General features: G+C 72.0%; 11 protein-coding genes, 1 pseudogene and 1 riboswitch. Of the genes and pseudogenes, 5 read left to right on the forward strand and 7 right to left on the reverse strand.

Annotated elements, in window-relative coordinates; genetic code table 11:
* Positions 1–3: 3 nt before the first annotated feature.
* From KUA19_RS41365 to KUA19_RS44870, 6 genes and pseudogenes are all read right to left on the reverse strand, one after another.
* A complete protein-coding gene (locus KUA19_RS41365) occupies positions 4–906 on the reverse strand; it encodes an EamA family transporter (RefSeq protein WP_217405389.1) in 903 nt (300 codons plus the stop codon).
* 174 nt (positions 907–1,080) lie between these two features.
* Positions 1,081–2,055: a hypothetical protein gene (locus tag KUA19_RS41370; protein ID WP_217405391.1), complete on the reverse strand. Its 975-nt coding sequence runs from the start codon at positions 2,053–2,055 to the stop codon at positions 1,081–1,083.
* Positions 2,056–2,177: 122 nt separating this feature from the next.
* Complete coding sequence (gene metH / locus KUA19_RS41375; protein WP_308167948.1) at positions 2,178–5,795, reverse strand: methionine synthase; 3,618 nt, start codon at positions 5,793–5,795, stop codon at positions 2,178–2,180.
* A 21-nt stretch (positions 5,796–5,816) separates the two neighbouring features.
* A riboswitch (S-adenosyl-L-homocysteine riboswitch) is annotated at positions 5,817–5,893 on the reverse strand.
* A 35-nt stretch (positions 5,894–5,928) separates the two neighbouring features.
* Positions 5,929–7,200 (reverse strand): NAD(P)/FAD-dependent oxidoreductase, encoded by a 1,272-nt coding sequence (locus KUA19_RS41380; RefSeq protein WP_217405393.1) that lies wholly within the window; start codon positions 7,198–7,200, stop codon positions 5,929–5,931.
* 77 nt (positions 7,201–7,277) lie between these two features.
* Complete coding sequence (locus KUA19_RS43650) at positions 7,278–7,757, reverse strand: cryptochrome/photolyase family protein (protein ID WP_254550925.1); 480 nt, start codon at positions 7,755–7,757, stop codon at positions 7,278–7,280.
* Between the two features lie 142 nt (positions 7,758–7,899).
* A pseudogene (locus tag KUA19_RS44870) lies at positions 7,900–8,040 on the reverse strand (cryptochrome/photolyase family protein); the annotation flags it as partial.
* 45 nt (positions 8,041–8,085) lie between these two features.
* Here KUA19_RS44870 and KUA19_RS41390 point away from each other — a divergent pair.
* The 3 genes from KUA19_RS41390 to KUA19_RS41400 all read left to right on the forward strand — a co-directional run bounded on the left by KUA19_RS41390 (position 8,086) and on the right by KUA19_RS41400 (position 12,123).
* On the forward strand, positions 8,086–9,216 hold the full coding sequence (locus KUA19_RS41390) for an NAD(P)/FAD-dependent oxidoreductase (protein WP_217405395.1): 1,131 nt from the start codon (positions 8,086–8,088) through the stop codon (positions 9,214–9,216).
* Between the two features lie 260 nt (positions 9,217–9,476).
* The gene (locus tag KUA19_RS41395) at positions 9,477–10,661 is read left to right on the forward strand and encodes an FIST signal transduction protein (protein ID WP_217405397.1); all 1,185 of its coding nucleotides are present in this window, start codon (positions 9,477–9,479) and stop codon (positions 10,659–10,661) included.
* A gap of 1 nt (position 10,662) precedes the next feature.
* Positions 10,663–12,123, forward strand: coding sequence for a sensor domain-containing diguanylate cyclase (locus KUA19_RS41400; RefSeq protein WP_217405399.1), 1,461 nt, complete (start codon positions 10,663–10,665; stop codon positions 12,121–12,123).
* A gap of 58 nt (positions 12,124–12,181) precedes the next feature.
* Here the strand turns inward: KUA19_RS41400 and KUA19_RS41405 are convergent, their stop codons facing one another.
* Entirely contained in the window at positions 12,182–13,855 is a 1,674-nt protein-coding gene (locus tag KUA19_RS41405) for a DHA2 family efflux MFS transporter permease subunit (RefSeq protein WP_217405401.1), read from the reverse strand.
* A gap of 107 nt (positions 13,856–13,962) precedes the next feature.
* Between KUA19_RS41405 and KUA19_RS41410 the strand changes: the two genes are divergently transcribed.
* Positions 13,963–14,553, forward strand: a complete 591-nt coding sequence (locus tag KUA19_RS41410) for a hypothetical protein (RefSeq protein WP_217405403.1) — start codon at positions 13,963–13,965, stop codon at positions 14,551–14,553.
* A gap of 58 nt (positions 14,554–14,611) precedes the next feature.
* On the forward strand, positions 14,612–14,917 hold the full coding sequence (locus KUA19_RS41415) for a putative quinol monooxygenase (RefSeq protein ID WP_217405404.1): 306 nt from the start codon (positions 14,612–14,614) through the stop codon (positions 14,915–14,917).
* Positions 14,918–14,932 lie beyond the last annotated feature (15 nt).

Consider the following 14,932-nt stretch of genomic DNA (forward strand, 5'->3'; position numbering starts at 1 on the left):
AATCTACTGTACTGGTAGGGATTTGCCCGCGGTGGCCGCCGGGGCGCCGAGGGTGAGGTAGGTGGCCGCGATGATGAGCAGGGCCGCGGCACCGTGCCAGAGAGTGGGGCGCTGGCCGTACACGGCGTAGGCGACGGCGGCGCCGAACAGCGGCTCGGCCAGCAGCACCGTGGACGCGGTGATGGGGGACAGGCGTCGCATGGCGACCCAGTACAGCCAGCACGCCGGGGCGAACAGGACCAGTCCGATCAGGGCGAGTCCGCCGACGGCCCGGCCGTCGCCGGCGGCGAGCAGCGACGGGCTGAGCAGCAGGCCGGAGGCGAGCATCTGCGCACCGGCGGCCGACATCGGCGCCACGTCGTGCGCGGAGACCCGGACCATGCTGACGAACAGCGCCAGGCAGCCCGCGCTGGCCAGGCTCAGCAGCAGACCCAGAACCATCCGGGGGTACGGCGCACCGCTGTCGCCGCCGAACCCGAGGAACAGCAGCGCCAGTGCCGTGAGCCCGATCGCGGCAAACGTCCGGCGCACAGCGGTGACGGTGCCGCGCAGCAGCCCCGCCCCGGCCAGCAGCACCGGCGCGAGCAGGTGCACGGCCATGGCCGGACCGACGGGCGCCCACTGCAGGGCCAGGTAGTAGCAGGCGACGTTGACGGCTTCGATCGCGCCGAGCGCGGCGATCCGCCGTACCCCCAGGGCCGTGAAGACGTGCGATGGCCGCCGGCCGGCGACGGCGCCCAGGCCCAGCAGTGCCAGGCCCGTGGTCGTCTCGACCACCGCGGCGGCCGCGACCCCGGCGACGCCCAGGCCGGACACCACTCCGCCGACCGCGCCCCACAGCGCCGCCGCCCCGAGCATCGGCAGGCACAGCAGGAACAGGGCTCGACCAGACGGCGGTGCGGACATGCCCGGACAGTAGGCGACGCTCGCGCGCCGCGACACCACCGTCCGGCTGGCCACACCACGGCGATGGGCTCACCCGGGTGGGGTTGTGCGCACAACCCCCCGGGTGAGCCGGAAAGCGGCAGGCGGGAGACCGGGCAGGCGGCGGTCGCCGCCCTGCCGCCGGGTCGCGGTCGGTCAGGCCCAGGGCGCTGTCGGGTACCAGGGGATGATGCCGCGCCGCTCCAGGGCCCGGACGTCCCAGTACAGGAACGTGAACGCGCCCGCGATCAGGAACGCGACCGCGACGACCACGGTCATGCGGGCGGGCTTGGCCGCCAGCCACCGCTGCAAGCCGCCGCCGAACAGCAGCGTGATCAGCCCGAGGAGCACGGCCATGATGACGATGTTGCCCAGCGACTGCAGCACGAACGCGGCCGCGCCGTAGAGCGGGTTGCCGCTGTCGGCGGCGTCGCGGAACAGCATCCGGAACAGCCCGAACGGCCGTCCGATGAGGAACCCGCCGATCAGTACGCCCATGAACACCATCGGCACGTTCGGGTGCCGCCCGGCGATGCCCGCGAACGGGTCGGGCACCAGGCGCAGCGCGGCCAGACCCAGGTAGACCATGATCAGGCCGATCAGGCCGAACACGACCAGCGACTGGATGCTGCGCGGGGACAGCACACCGGGGGTGCTGGGCGCGGTGGAGAACTGCGGCATGCTGGTGCCGATCAGGCCGACCAGGGCGCCGTACAGCGCGGACACGCCGATCATGCCGAGCGACAACCAGCCCAGCGGGCGCAGCAGCTGGCGCACCCGGCTGCTGCGGCTGTCGTCGCCCAGCATCGGGCTCATCGCACCGAACACGGCGATGTTGCAGGCGGTGAAGGTGCCGGCGATGCCGCTGACGAAGGCGAACGCGATCCCGGCGGCGATGCCGGCGATCGGGGTGCCCTTGGCGTCGTGACCGAGCAGGGTGTTGGCGACGTTGTCGCCGATGGTGGAGTCGACGAACTCCGCCGACCAGACGATGGTCAGCACGAACCCGAGCAGCAGGCCGATGGTGACGACGAGGCCGCGCCGCCGGGGCACGTACCCGTTGACGAACATCGAGGTAGCGCGCGGCGGCTCGACCAGTGGGGGCCGGGTGGTGGTTTCGGACAGGGCCATGGCGGTCTCCTTCGTGCGGGAAAGGACGACCGCCATAGCCTGAGCCACGAGTTTTGCGAGCAGCTTCTTCGAAACTGCTTACTTCGACATTGCTGAATATTCTGGGATTACGTGAGGCGGGATCATGTGAGGTTGGGGCGCAGCCACTTCTCGGCCTCGGCGACGTCGACGCCCCGGCGGGCGGCGTAGTCGGCGAGCTGGTCGGAGCCGATGCGGCCGACGGTGAAGTAGCGCGAGTCCGGGTGGGCCAGGATCAGGCCGCTGACCGCGGCGGCGGGCGTCATCGCGAACGACTCGGTCAGGCCCAGGCCCACACTCTCGGCGCCGAGCAGGTCGAACAGCTCGCGCTTGAGGGTGTGGTCGGGCGTGGCCGGGTAGCCGAACGCGGGCCGGATGCCCCGGAAACGCTCGGCGTGCAGGTCCTCGATGGCCGGTTTGGCGTCGGGCTCGAACCAGTCGCGGCGCGCCTGCAGGTGGAGGTACTCGGCGAACGCCTCGGCGAGCCGGTCGGCCAGCGCCTTCACCATGATCGCCTTGTAGTCGTCGTGGTCGCGCTCGTGCTTGGCGGCCAGGTCCTCGGCGCCGAGGATGGCCACGCCGAAGCCACCGACGTAGTCGCCCTCGGGGGCCAGGTAGTCGGCCAGGCCGCGGTTGGGGCGGCCCTCGGGCTTGGTGGTCTGCTGACGCAGCATCGGCATGCGCAGCGGGCCGTCGACGGTGTCGACGATGATGTCGTCGCCGTCGCTGTGCGCGGGCCAGAAGCCGTAGACGCCGTGGGCGCGCAGCGAACCGTCGGCGATGATCTGGTCGAGCATCGCGTTGGCGTCGTCGTACAGCTCGCGGGCCTGGGGCAGGTCCAGGATCGCCGGGAACTTGCCCTTGAGCTCCCAGGCCAGGAACAGGAACTGCCAGTCGATCAGCTCACGCAGCTCGGCCAGGCTCGGCGTCACCTGCCGTACGCCGGTGAACGCGGGCACCGGCAGTTCGCCGAAGTCGACCCGCTCCCGGTTGGCACGGGCCTGCGCCAGCGTCAGCAGCGGCTGCCGGGTGCGGTTGGCGTGCTCCTCGCGCAGCCGCGCCTGCTCGGCCCGGTTGCGGACGGCCAGGTCCTCGGCGCGCTCGGCGTCGAGCAGGTCCGACACCACGCCCACGACACGGGAGGCGTCCAGCACGTGCAGCGTCGGCGACTCGTACGCCGGGGCGATGCGCACCGCCGTGTGCTGCCGCGACGTGGTGGCCCCGCCGATCAGCAGCGGCAGCTTCAGGCCGCGCCGGTTCATCTCCTGCGCCACGTTGACCATCTCGTCCAGCGACGGGGTGATCAGGCCGGACAGGCCGATGATGTCGGCGCCCTCGGCCACCGCGGTGTCCAGGATGGTCGCCGCGGGCACCATCACGCCCAGGTCGATGACCTCGTAGTTGTTGCAGCCCAGCACCACGCCGACGATGTTCTTGCCGATGTCGTGCACGTCGCCCTTGACCGTGGCGAGCACGACCTTGCCGTTGCCGCGCGTGGCCTCGGCCCGCCCGGCCAGGCGTGCCTGCTCCTTCTCCGCCTCCATGTACGGCTCCAGGTAGGCCACCGCCCGCTTCATCACGCGGGCGCTCTTGACCACCTGCGGCAGGAACATCTTGCCGGACCCGAACAGGTCGCCGACGACCTTCATGCCGTCCATCAGCGGGCCCTCGATCACCTCGAGCGGGCGGTCGACCTGCTGCCGCGCCTCCTCGGTGTCGGCCTCGATGAAGTCGACGATGCCGTGCACCAGCGCGTGCGACAGCCGCTGCGCCACCGGCGCCTCGCGCCAGGACAGGTCCAGCTCGCGCTTGGTGCCGCTGCCGCTGACCGTCCCCGCGAACGTGACCAGCCGGTCGGTGGCGTCGGGGCGCCGGTCGAACAGCACGTCCTCGACCAGCTCCAGCAACTCGGCCGGGATGTCCTGGTAGACGGCGAGCTGACCGGCGTTGACGATGCCCATGTCCAGCCCGGCCCGCACCGCGTGGAACAGGAACGCCGAGTGCATGGCCTCGCGCACCACGTCGTTGCCGCGGAACGCGAACGACAGGTTGGAGATGCCGCCGCTGGTACGCGCCCCGGGGCAGCGCTGCTTGATCAGCGGCAGCGCGTCGATGAATGCCTTGGCGTAGCCGTTGTGCTCGGCGATGCCGGTGGCCACCGCGAGCACGTTCGGGTCGAAGATGATGTCCTCGGGGGCGAACCCGATCCGCTGCGTCAGCAGGTCGTACGCCCGGCCGCAGATCTCGACCTTGCGCTCGGTCGTGTCGGCCTGGCCCTTCTCGTCGAAGGCCATCACCACCACGCCCGCGCCGTAGCTCTGGACGCGACGGGCCTGGTCGAGGAAGACCTCCTCGCCCTCCTTGAGGCTGATCGAGTTGACCACGCCCTTGCCCTGCACGCACTTGAGCCCGGCCTCCAGGACGCTCCACTTGGAGCTGTCCACCATGATCGGCACCCGGGCCACCTCGGGCTCGGTCGCGATCAGGTTGAGGAACGTGGTCATCGCCTGCTCGCTGTCGAGCAGGTCGGCGTCCATGTTGACGTCGAGCAGGTTCGCCCCGCCGCGCACCTGCTCCACCGCCACGGCGACGGCGCCCTGGTGGTCGTCGGCCTCGATCAGGCGGCGGAACTTCGCCGAACCGGTCACGTTGGTGCGCTCGCCGATCATCACGAACCCGGTGTCCGGGCCGATCGCGAACTGCTCCAGGCCGCTGAACCGGGTCGCGGGCGCCGGCGTCGGCACCTGGCGGGGGGCCATGCCCCGGACCGCCTCGGCCAGCTTGGCGATGTGCGGGGGAGTGGTGCCGCAGCAGCCGCCGATGATGTTGACCAGCCCGGACGCGGCGAACTCGCCGTGCAGGTCGGCGGTGTCCTGCGGCTGCTGGTCGTAGCCGCCGAAGGCGTTGGGCAGGCCCGCGTTGGGGTGGCTGGCCGTGTGGGTGCCCGCGATGCGCGACAGCTCCTCGACGTACGGCCGCATCTCGGTCGCGCCCAGCGAGCAGTTCACCCCGACCACCAGTGGGTGGGCGTGCTCGACCGAGCGCCAGAACGCCTCGACGGTCTGCCCGGACAGGGTGCGGCCGCTGAGGTCGACGATGGTCACCGAGATCCACAGCGGCAGGTGCGGAGCGACCTCCTGCGCGGCGGCGATCGCGGCCTTGCAGTTGAGCGTGTCGAAGATGGTCTCGATGAGCAGCAGGTCGACCCCGCCCTCGTCGAGCGCGGCGATCTGCTCGGCGTACGCGGCCTTGACCTGGTCGTAGCTCACGGCCCGATAGGAGGGGTCGTCGACCTTCGGTGACAGCGACAGGGTGACGTTGAGGGGGCCGACCGAACCGGCGACCCAGCGCCGGCCGAACTCGTCGGCGGCCTGGCGGGCCAGCTGCGCGCCGCGCACGTTCATCTCCCGCACGTACCCCTCCAGCCCGTAGTCGGCCTGGCCGACGCTGGTGGCGGTGAACGTGTTGGTCGAGGTGATGTCCGCTCCGGCGGCCAGGTACTGGCGGTGCACGTCCAAGATGACGTCGGGCCGGGTGAGGTTCAGCAGGTCGGGGTCGCCGTTGACCTCGCGCGGGAAGTCCTTCAGCAGCTCGCCGCGGTAGTCGGCGTCGGTCAGCCCGACCCGCTGCAGCATGGTGCCCCAGGCGCCGTCGAGAACCACGACCCGCTGGCCCAGCTGCTCGCGCAGGGCCTCGATCCGGGCGGACTGCTGCTCGCGAATGCTCAAGACGACACCTCCGTGTGATCGGAGGCGCCCTTGATCTGGTCTATCCGGTCGAGCGTGGCGGGCACGGGCCCGTCGCAGCGCCTCTCGACCTGAGTGGAAAGTGTACCCGCACGTGCCGCGTGCCGGTTCATCCCCGGCCGTACGTGTTCACTTCGTGGGATGCGGCGCCCGCCAGGTGGCGGCGCAGATCAGCGAGCACCGCCTGCGCGGCGCGACGGCCCGAGACCAGCGCGCCCTGGATCGAGCTGGTGTCGCGGTGGTCGCCGCAGACGTACCGGCGCTCGTCGAACCGGATCAGGCGGCGCAGCGGGTGCGGGGCGGGCATCGCGGGCAGCGCGTGCGGGATCCGGTACGCCGCCAGCAGCCGCCACGAGCCGGTGACCGTGTCGTACAGCATCGAGATCCGGTCGCGTACCCGCTGCTCCAGCTCGGGCAGCGGGGTGTCGGTGTCCAGCACCGAGGTCGCCACCAGGCTGTGCCCGGACGGGGCGTACCCGGCCGCGGCCGCCGACAGCACCACCGTGTTGCGGACCAGCCGCTCCTCGGCGTCCACCAGCAGCAGCGCCTCGTCCAGCGGCGCCGGGCCGGGGTCGTGGTAGAAGGTGGTCACCCCGTGCCAGCCGGGCCGCCGCAGGCCGGGCAGCAGGTCGGCAGCGGTCCTCGCGTCGGTCGCCACCACGACGGCGGCCGCCCGCACCGCACCGACCCCGGCCACGACCAGCCCGTCCGAGGTGATCCGAGTCACCATCGCCCCGACGCGTACCTCAGGCAGTCGGGCCGCCAGTTGGCGGGGCAGCGCCCGCATGCCCTGGGCGGGCACGGTGGCGCCGCCGCGCAGGAAGGTGCGCCACATCAGGTGGAAGAACCGCCCCGACGTGTCCAGACGGTCCTCCAGGAACACCCCGGACAGGAACGGGCGCACCAGCCGGTCGACCCCGGCCGGGGTCATCCCCGCCTCGATCAGCTCGTCCAGGGTCGTACGGTCGGCGCGCCGCTTGAGCTGGCGGTCGGAGCCGAGCGCGTCGCGCACGGCCATCCCGGCCAGCGCGATCGCGTCGCCGAGCGGCAGCAGGCCGCTGGGGACCGCCCCGGGCGCGGAAAGGTCGGGCCGCAGCCGGTGCAGCTTCTCGCCGCGATAGACCCCGAGTCCGCGCGCGAACGGGCGCAGATGCAGCGCGGGCACGTCGAACTCGGCCGCCAGCGCCGGGTAGGCGGGGCACAGCACCTGGAAGCCCCGGTCCAGCAGGAACCCGTCGACCTCGTCGGTGCGGACCCGGCCGCCGACGTCGTCGGCCGCCTCGTACACCACCACGTGCAGGCCCGCCTCGTGCAGCCGCCGGGCCGCCACCAGCCCGGCCAGACCCGCGCCGACCACCGCGACATCGACCGTCTCCGCCACCCGTCCAGGCTATCGGCGTCGGTGCCTCGACCCGGGGTGTTCGCGCTGTTCACGGTGCCCGTGAACCGCGCCGGGCCTCAGCGGTGGAACCAGTCGGCCAGTTCGTGCGGGCGCCAGCCGCGCTGCAGCCCGCAGTTACCCAGCACCATCAGCCGGGGGATGTGGTGCACCCAGCCCCGGTCGCGCACCCCGGCCAGCACGTCGGACAGGCAGCGGGCGGCGACCGCGTCGGCGTCGAGGTCGGCGAACCAGCGCGGCAGCGTGCGGCGGGCGTGCAGCCGGTTGAGGTGGGGGTAGCGCTCGCCCAGATACCAGTACAGATGCCAGATGTAGTCGCGCCAGCCGATCAGCTGCCGGATGAAGCCCTCCGCGCTGGCCAGCGGCACTCTGCCCGCACGGAAGGCGTGCTCGGCGTCGCGGGCCGCCTCCAGCGGGTCCGGCAGCCCCAGGTTGAGCGGTGCCGACAGCATGCTGTGCGCCAGCCACGGGTCGCCGGCCGGCATCGCGTCCTCGTACGGCCCGAACGCCGCCAACCGGTGCGCGACGAAGTGCCGCAACCGGGCCCACCGCCTCCGCCCGCGTGGCCGGGAACAGCCGTGGTCCGTCCCGTCCCACGAACTCGACTCCGTCCCGCTCCCACCGGTCCAGGTCGGCGCGCACCTGCGCGTCGATGTCGTCCTCGACCGGCAGCGGCGGGGGCGGCACGTCGAGGTGCCCGGTCTTCGGCGGCGGCTGGCGGTTGTCGGCGTCGAGGTTCCAGCGGCCGCCGACGGGCTCGCCACCGTCCATGAGCAGGCCGAACCGTTTCCGGGCGGCGTGGCCCGCCCGCGCGATCTCCATTGCTCAACGAGCCGTAACCTCGCTCGGGTGGCGCGGGCAACGCCGATGTCCGATGCTGGCCGGGTGTACGACGTCGCGATCGTGGGCGCCGGCCCGGCCGGATCGGCGGCCGCCGTCGCCGCCGCCACCGCCGGGGCGCGGGTGCTGCTGCTGGACCGCGAGGACTTCCCCCGGGACAAGACCTGTGGCGACGGCATCGCCAAGCAGGGTCTGGACGTCCTGGCCGGGCTCGGCGTCCGCGGGGTGGCCGAGGGCTACGCGCCGATCCGCTCGCTGCGGCTGACCGCGCCCGGTGGCGCCGAGGCGGCCCGGCCGCTGCCGGAACCCGCGTACACCATCCCGCGCGAGGTGTTCGACGCCCGGCTCGTGCGCGCGGCGGTCGAGGCGGGTGCCGAGCTGACCCGGCACGCGGTGCGCACGGTCGTGGCGCGACCCGACGGGGTCGAGCTCGGCGACGGGATCGCCGCCCGCGTCGTGATCGGCGCCGATGGCGCCAACTCGGTGGTGCGCCGGGCGCTCGGCGTGCCCCGCAACCCGCACGGGCACCTCGCTGTCGCGCTGCGCGGCTATGCCCCGGCCGCCGGGCACGCCGCCGAGCAGCGCATCGTGATGACCGGGCGGCGCTGGCCCGCGTACGCGTGGTCATTCCCGATCGGCGACGGCCGCCGCAACGTCGGCTACGGCGAGCTGACCGGCGCCGCCCCGCTGTCGCGCGAACACCTGATCGGTCGGATGCACGAACTGCTCGGCGACACCTACCCCGCCACGGTGACCGCGCTGCGCGCCCACCACCTGCCCCTGTCGACGTGGCGCCCGGTGCCCGGCCACGGTCGGGTCCTGCTGGCCGGGGACGCGCTGTCGCTGGTCAACCCGTTCACCGGGGAGGGGATCTTCTACGCGGTGCTGTCCGGGGCGCTCGCCGGGGCCGCGGCCCGGCACGGCGAGCACGCGGCGGCGGCGTACACGCGGGCGCTGCGCGGGCGGATGGGGCGGCACCTGCGGCACACCGGGCTGATCGCGCGGGCCACCGCGTCCCCGCGCGTGGTCGACGCGGGTATCCGGGCGGCAGCCCGTGACCAGCGCGTGTTCGACGGCTTCGTCGGCCTGGGCCTTGGCGACGGCCTGCTCACCGCCCGGCTGCTCGGCTCGGTCGCGGCCGCCGCCCTGCGCCGCTGACCCGGGCAACCGCCGCTCCGCGCGCCGCTCGGCGCGTGCATTCGTGCACTTTCGGGGAAGGTGCACGAATGCGGGCCCAGATTCCTGCAGTTCCCCCGAAAGCGCACGAGCAGGCCGTCGACGTTGCTGAGACCTACCTGTGAAAACGTACGTTATTTCCGTTTTACGAAATACGCCCAGGCAGTAGCGTAGTTATGGAGATATCTATGCCCTGGCCTGGCCATGGACCGGGGTGTTCGCTACGCCCGGGAGGTGCCGCCGTGCAGGAGTCCGATACCGCCAGCCCAGCCCGGCGTTGGATGGGCGTGGGACGCAGCACCCTGACCGACTCGCGGGCGGCCGCCACGGCCGCCGCCCACGCCGCGCAGACCGGCGCCGACACCAAGCTGCTGATCGTGTTCGCGGCCATCAACCACGAGGCCCCGGCGGTGCTGGCGGGGCTGGCCGAGGCCGCACCCGGCGTCACCGTGATCGGCTGCACCACCCACGGCGAGATCGGCCCGGGTGGCCCTGCCGACGGCACCATCACCGTCGCGGCCCTCGGCGGCCCCGGCTTCCAGGTGGAGACCTGCGTCGCGACCGGCGTGGCCGGCCGGCAGGGTGACGCCGGGTACGAGGTCGCCGACTGCGTCGGCCGGGTGGACCTGCCGCACAAGGTGCTGATGCTGCTCACCGACGGGCTGGTCCGCGACCAGGAGAGCATCGTGCGCGGCTGCTACCGGGCGCTCGGGGCGGGGGTGCCGCTGTTCGGCGGAGCGGCCGCCGACGGCTGGCGCATGAGCGGCGCCTACCTGTTCCATGACGGCGAGGTGCTCACCGACGCCGTGGTCGGCGCGGCCATCGCCTCCGAGGCACCGCTCGCCGTCGGCGTCCGGCACGGCTACCAGACCGTCGGGCAGCCGATGATGGTCACGCGGACCGAGAACGGCCGCGTGCTCAGCCTCGACGACCGACCCGCCCTCGACGTGTACCTGGAGCGCCTCGGCGCACCGCCGGAGGTGTACACCGACCCGGCCGCGTTCACCGCGTTCGCGCTGCCCCGGCCGCTGGGCGTGCAGCGGCGCAGCGGCGTCGAGGCCCGCAACCTGTCCACCGAGGTCGACCTCGAGGGCAGGTCCATCGGCGGCGGCGGCGCCATCGACCCCGGCGGCCTCACCTGGGTGATGACCGGCGACGAGCAGTCCATCCTGGAGGCGACCGACGCCGCCTGCGTCGACGCGCTGGGCCGCCTGGGCGGGCACGAGCCGATCGGCATGCTCACCCTCAGCTGCGCGGCCCTGCGCGCGGCGCTCGGCGACGAGGGCATCCGGCGGGAGGGCGAGCGGCTGCAGAAATGGGCCGGTTCGCTGCCGTACGCGGGCTTCTACACGTACGGCGAGATCGCCCGCAACCACGGCATCGACGGCTTCCACAACCAGACGCTCGTCGTGCTGGCCCTGAGCTGACATGCCCCTGGCGGAGTCGCTCTACATCCAGCAGCTCGTGGAGCTGCTGGCGGTGGTGTCGTCCTCGCCCGACGAGCCGACCGCGGTGCAGCACGGCGTCGAGCGGTCCGCGCAGGCGCTGGAGGCGGAGGTCGCCGCCATCGTCTTCGACGGCAAGGTGGCCGCCTCGATCGGGTTCCCGCCGGACGCCGTACCGCATGAGGACATCGTCGCGGTCGGCGCCCAGCAACGCGCCGACCTGGACGTGCCCGGTCTCGGGCGCTGCCCGGCCGTGTCGGCCTCGTGGGCGGGCAGCCGCCCGGGACAGCTGGTGCTGGCGCGCTGGGGTGAGGGGTTCGCCATCGAGGAGCGCAACCTGGTCCGCGGCATGGCCCGCGTGCTCGAACTGACCCTGACCATGCTGCGTACGCTCGCCGCCGAGCACTCGATCCGCGAGTCACTGGAGGAGCAGCAGCGGTTGCTGACGCACCTGTTCGCCATCCAGCGGGCCATCTCGCGCCGCGACGAGCTGCAGCGCATCCTCGACCGGGTCACGGCGGCCGCCAGCGACCTGCTCGGCGACGAGGTCGGGCTGCTGTGGCTGCGCGACGAGGCGGACTCCGGCCGTGCCCGGCTGGTGTCGGCCGTGGGGACACTCATCGACCTCGACGAGCAGCCGACCGTCGGCCTGGACGAGGCGGGCACCGGCGGTGAGGCCATCAAGGCCGATCAGGTCGTGGTCAGCCATGGTGTGGCCGAGGCCGATCCGGCGCTGGGCCGCCTCGGGCTCGACCCCGTCTACGCGTCACTGGCCGCCCCCGTGCACGACAGCGGCACGGTCACCGGTGCGCTGCTGGTGGCCTCGTGCGACCCGGACCGCGCGTACAGCCCCGCCGACGAGCAGACCCTGGGCGCGTTCGCCGAGAACGTCAGTCTGGCGCTCACCGACGCCAACATGGTCGTACGCATGCAGCAGGCCCATCTCGACCCGCTGACCGGCCTGGCCAGCCGTCGCCTGTTCATGGAGCAACTGAGCCGGCGCATGGCCGACCAGGAGCCGCTGGCCGTGCTGTTCCTGGACCTGGACCGGTTCAAGGAGATCAACGACACGCTGGGGCACGCCGCGGGCGACCAGCTGCTGACGGTGACCGCCGACCGGATCGCCGCGCAGCTGCGCAGCGGCGACACCGCGTCGAGGTTCGGCGGTGACGAGTTCGCGGTGCTGCTGCACCAGGTCGACGGACTGACCGACGCGATGGTGGTGGCCGGTCGGATCATCGCCGCGATGGCCACGCCGGTCCGGGTGGCGCGGCAGCGGCTGCGGGTGGCGGTGAGCATCGGCATCGCGCTGAGCGAGACCGACCCGATGGAGCCCGAGGAACTCGTCAGCCGTGCCGACCTGGCCATGTACGAGGCCAAACGCGCGGGCACCGGCGGCTGGGCCGTCTACCGCCCGGACATGTCCCCGGCCGCGACCGCCTGATCTGACGACGGCCGCCGCACCGAAAAGGTGCGGCGGCCGTCATCGGGTGATGCCCTGCTCAGACCTCGACGCTCGCCGGGGTGTCCGTCGGCTGCGCCTGGCCCGGCACCGCGACGGTCTGCCGACGACGCTTCACCAGCAGCACCGACAGCGTGGCGACCGTGAGCACGACCAGCGGAAGCAGCATGGTCGACTTCATCGCTGGGACGTACGCCTCGTGGAACGTCTTCGTCACCAGCTCGGTGACCTCGGGCGGAGTGCCCGGGGGCGTGGAGGCGCCACCCCCGCCCAGCTCCAGCCCGCGCGAGGCCATCTCGGCGAACTTGGCCACGAACCGGGCCCGGAACGCCTCCGGCAGCGCGCCCGCGTTCGCCGTCGCCCTGTCGATCAGCAGATCGGACAGACGGCTCTGCAGCAGCGCCCCGACGGCGGCCGAACCGATGACCGCACCGAGCTGGCGGGTGGTGTTGATGAAGCCGGATGCGGCACCGGCGACCTGCGGGGCGATGTTGCGCATCGCGATGGTCTGCAGTGGCGCGAACGTGCAGCCCAGGCCGACACCGGCGATGAGCAGACCCGGAATGAGGTCGGCCCGGCTAGAGTCGATCTGCGCCGAGGCGACGACCAGCGTGAGGCCGCCGACCCACAGTGTGAGGCCGCCGAACAGGATGAACTTGCCGCCCATCTTGTCGGCCAGGCGCCCGGCGACCGGCGCGACGAACATCGACACCAGCGACATCGGCGCCGTGGTCAGACCCGCCTGGAAGGCGCTCAGGTCCAGCACGTTCTGCAGGTAGATGACCAGTGGGAAGAACAGGCCGAGCATGCCGAACGAGATCGCGGCGACGACCCAGTTCATGAGGGAGAAGTTGCGGTCGGCGAAGATGCTGAACGGGATCAGGGGCTCACCGTCGCGCTGCTTGTACTGCTGGAACATGAACAGTCCCAGCACGACCGCGGCCCCGATGAGGATCTGCGGGATGGTGACCGGGCCCCACGCCTTGCCCCAGTTGTGCGGCTGGCCCTCGATGAGGCCGTAGCACAGCAGGAACAGGCCGATGGTGACCAGCACGGTGCCGAGGATGTCGAGCTGGTGGCGGCGGTTGAGCCGCAGGTCGGGCATGACGATCCAGGCCAGTACCAGCGCGATGATGCCCACCGGCAGGTTCACCAGGAAGATCCAGGTCCAGCCGTAGTCGGTCACCAGCCAGCCGCCGAGGGTCGGACCCGCGACGGTGGCGACACCGGCGACCGCGCCCCAGATGCCGAAGGCGGCACCGCGCTTGTCGGCCGGGAAGATCGTGGTGATCACCGACAGGGTCTGCGGAGTCAGTAGCGCACCGCCCAGACCCTGCACGATCCGGAAGACGATCAGCTGGGTCGGGTCCTGCGCGAACGCGCACGCCACCGAGGCGAGGGTGAAGATGACCAGACCGACCAGGAACAGCTTCTTGGGTCCGAACAGGTCGCCCAGGCGTCCCGCGGTGATCAGCAGCACGGCGTAGACCAGGATGTACGCGTTCAGGATCCAGAGGATCTGGTCCAGCGAGGCGCCGAGCTTGTCGATGATGTCGGGGATCGCGATGTTCACGATCGTGGTGTCGAGCAGGATCATGAAGAAGCCCAGGCACAGTGCGAGCAGCACCAGCCAGGGGCTGTGTTTGAGTACCGGGGGCGGTGGGGGTCCACCGGCCGCGTTCGTGCCGCCGCCGTTGGTGGTTTCAGTGGCCATGCCGACTCCTTCGGGGGTGTGGCCGAACCGGTGCAGCATACGGTCTGTAGGTGGTTGCGATGCCGTTGCCAACTAGTACATATGTCCTGAGTTTTTGAGAGGCCGAGATGGGTTTCGGTTACAAGACGCAGTGGATCGCCGTACGTGACGGCGAAGTCGACGCCGTGTCGCGAGCGCTCGGACTGGTGGACCCGGTGCCCATGGGCTGGGACGAGGGCGCGGACGCGGCGTACGCGCAGGGCGTCTATGTGACCCCGCCGGTCCACGGCTGGGTGCTGGCCCACGGTCGGCACCTCACCGTGCCCGACCCCGGGGATCAGGGCTTCGCCGCTCGGCTGGAGGAGCTGAGCGAGCAGTTCGGTGAGGTGCAGTTCTTCGGCACCCACCGCGTCGTCGAATACCACGCCTGGGTGCTGGCGCGCGGGGGTGCGCTCGAACGCGGCTACTGCTACGTGGGCGACCGCGGTGAGGTGCCGCTGTTCGTGGGTGAGCCGACCCCGGTCGAGTGCGAGTTGGGCAAGGGTCTGCTTCCTCTGTCCGAGGACTGTGCCGACTGGGGCGACTCCGAGTGGGAGCGGTGGCATGCGACCACGCCGAGCGAGGACGACGTGATGGCGGTGGCCGCCCGCTGGAGCGTCGACCCGTCGGAGCTGACTGGTGTCCCGGGCCCCGGACTGTATGCGGCGACGGTCCGCTGATCCGTTTTCCCTGCTCGCGAGGTCTGTCCGTGGGACGGTGGCAGCGGAGGTGGGTCACATGGTCAAGTACGGATTCTACGTCCGCATGGAGGCCAAGCCGGAGAAGGCCGAGGAGGTGGCGCAGTTTCTGCGCGACGCCCAGGCGCTGGTGGAGGCCGAGCCGCGCACCATCACCTGGTTCGCCAACCGCGTCGGTCCGACCAGCTTCTTCATCTACGACACCTTCCACGACGAGGAGGGTCGCGACATCCACTTCCACGGCAAGGTCCGCGACGGCTTGCTCGCCCGCGCGGAGGAGCTGTTCGCCGAGCCGCCCACGATCACGCCCGTGGACATCCTCGCCGCCAAGCTCCACCTGGACTGATCGGCCGCCGTGCCC

This window comes from Catellatospora tritici (assembly GCF_019083965.1).
Classification (GTDB): domain Bacteria; phylum Actinomycetota; class Actinomycetes; order Mycobacteriales; family Micromonosporaceae; genus Catellatospora; species Catellatospora tritici.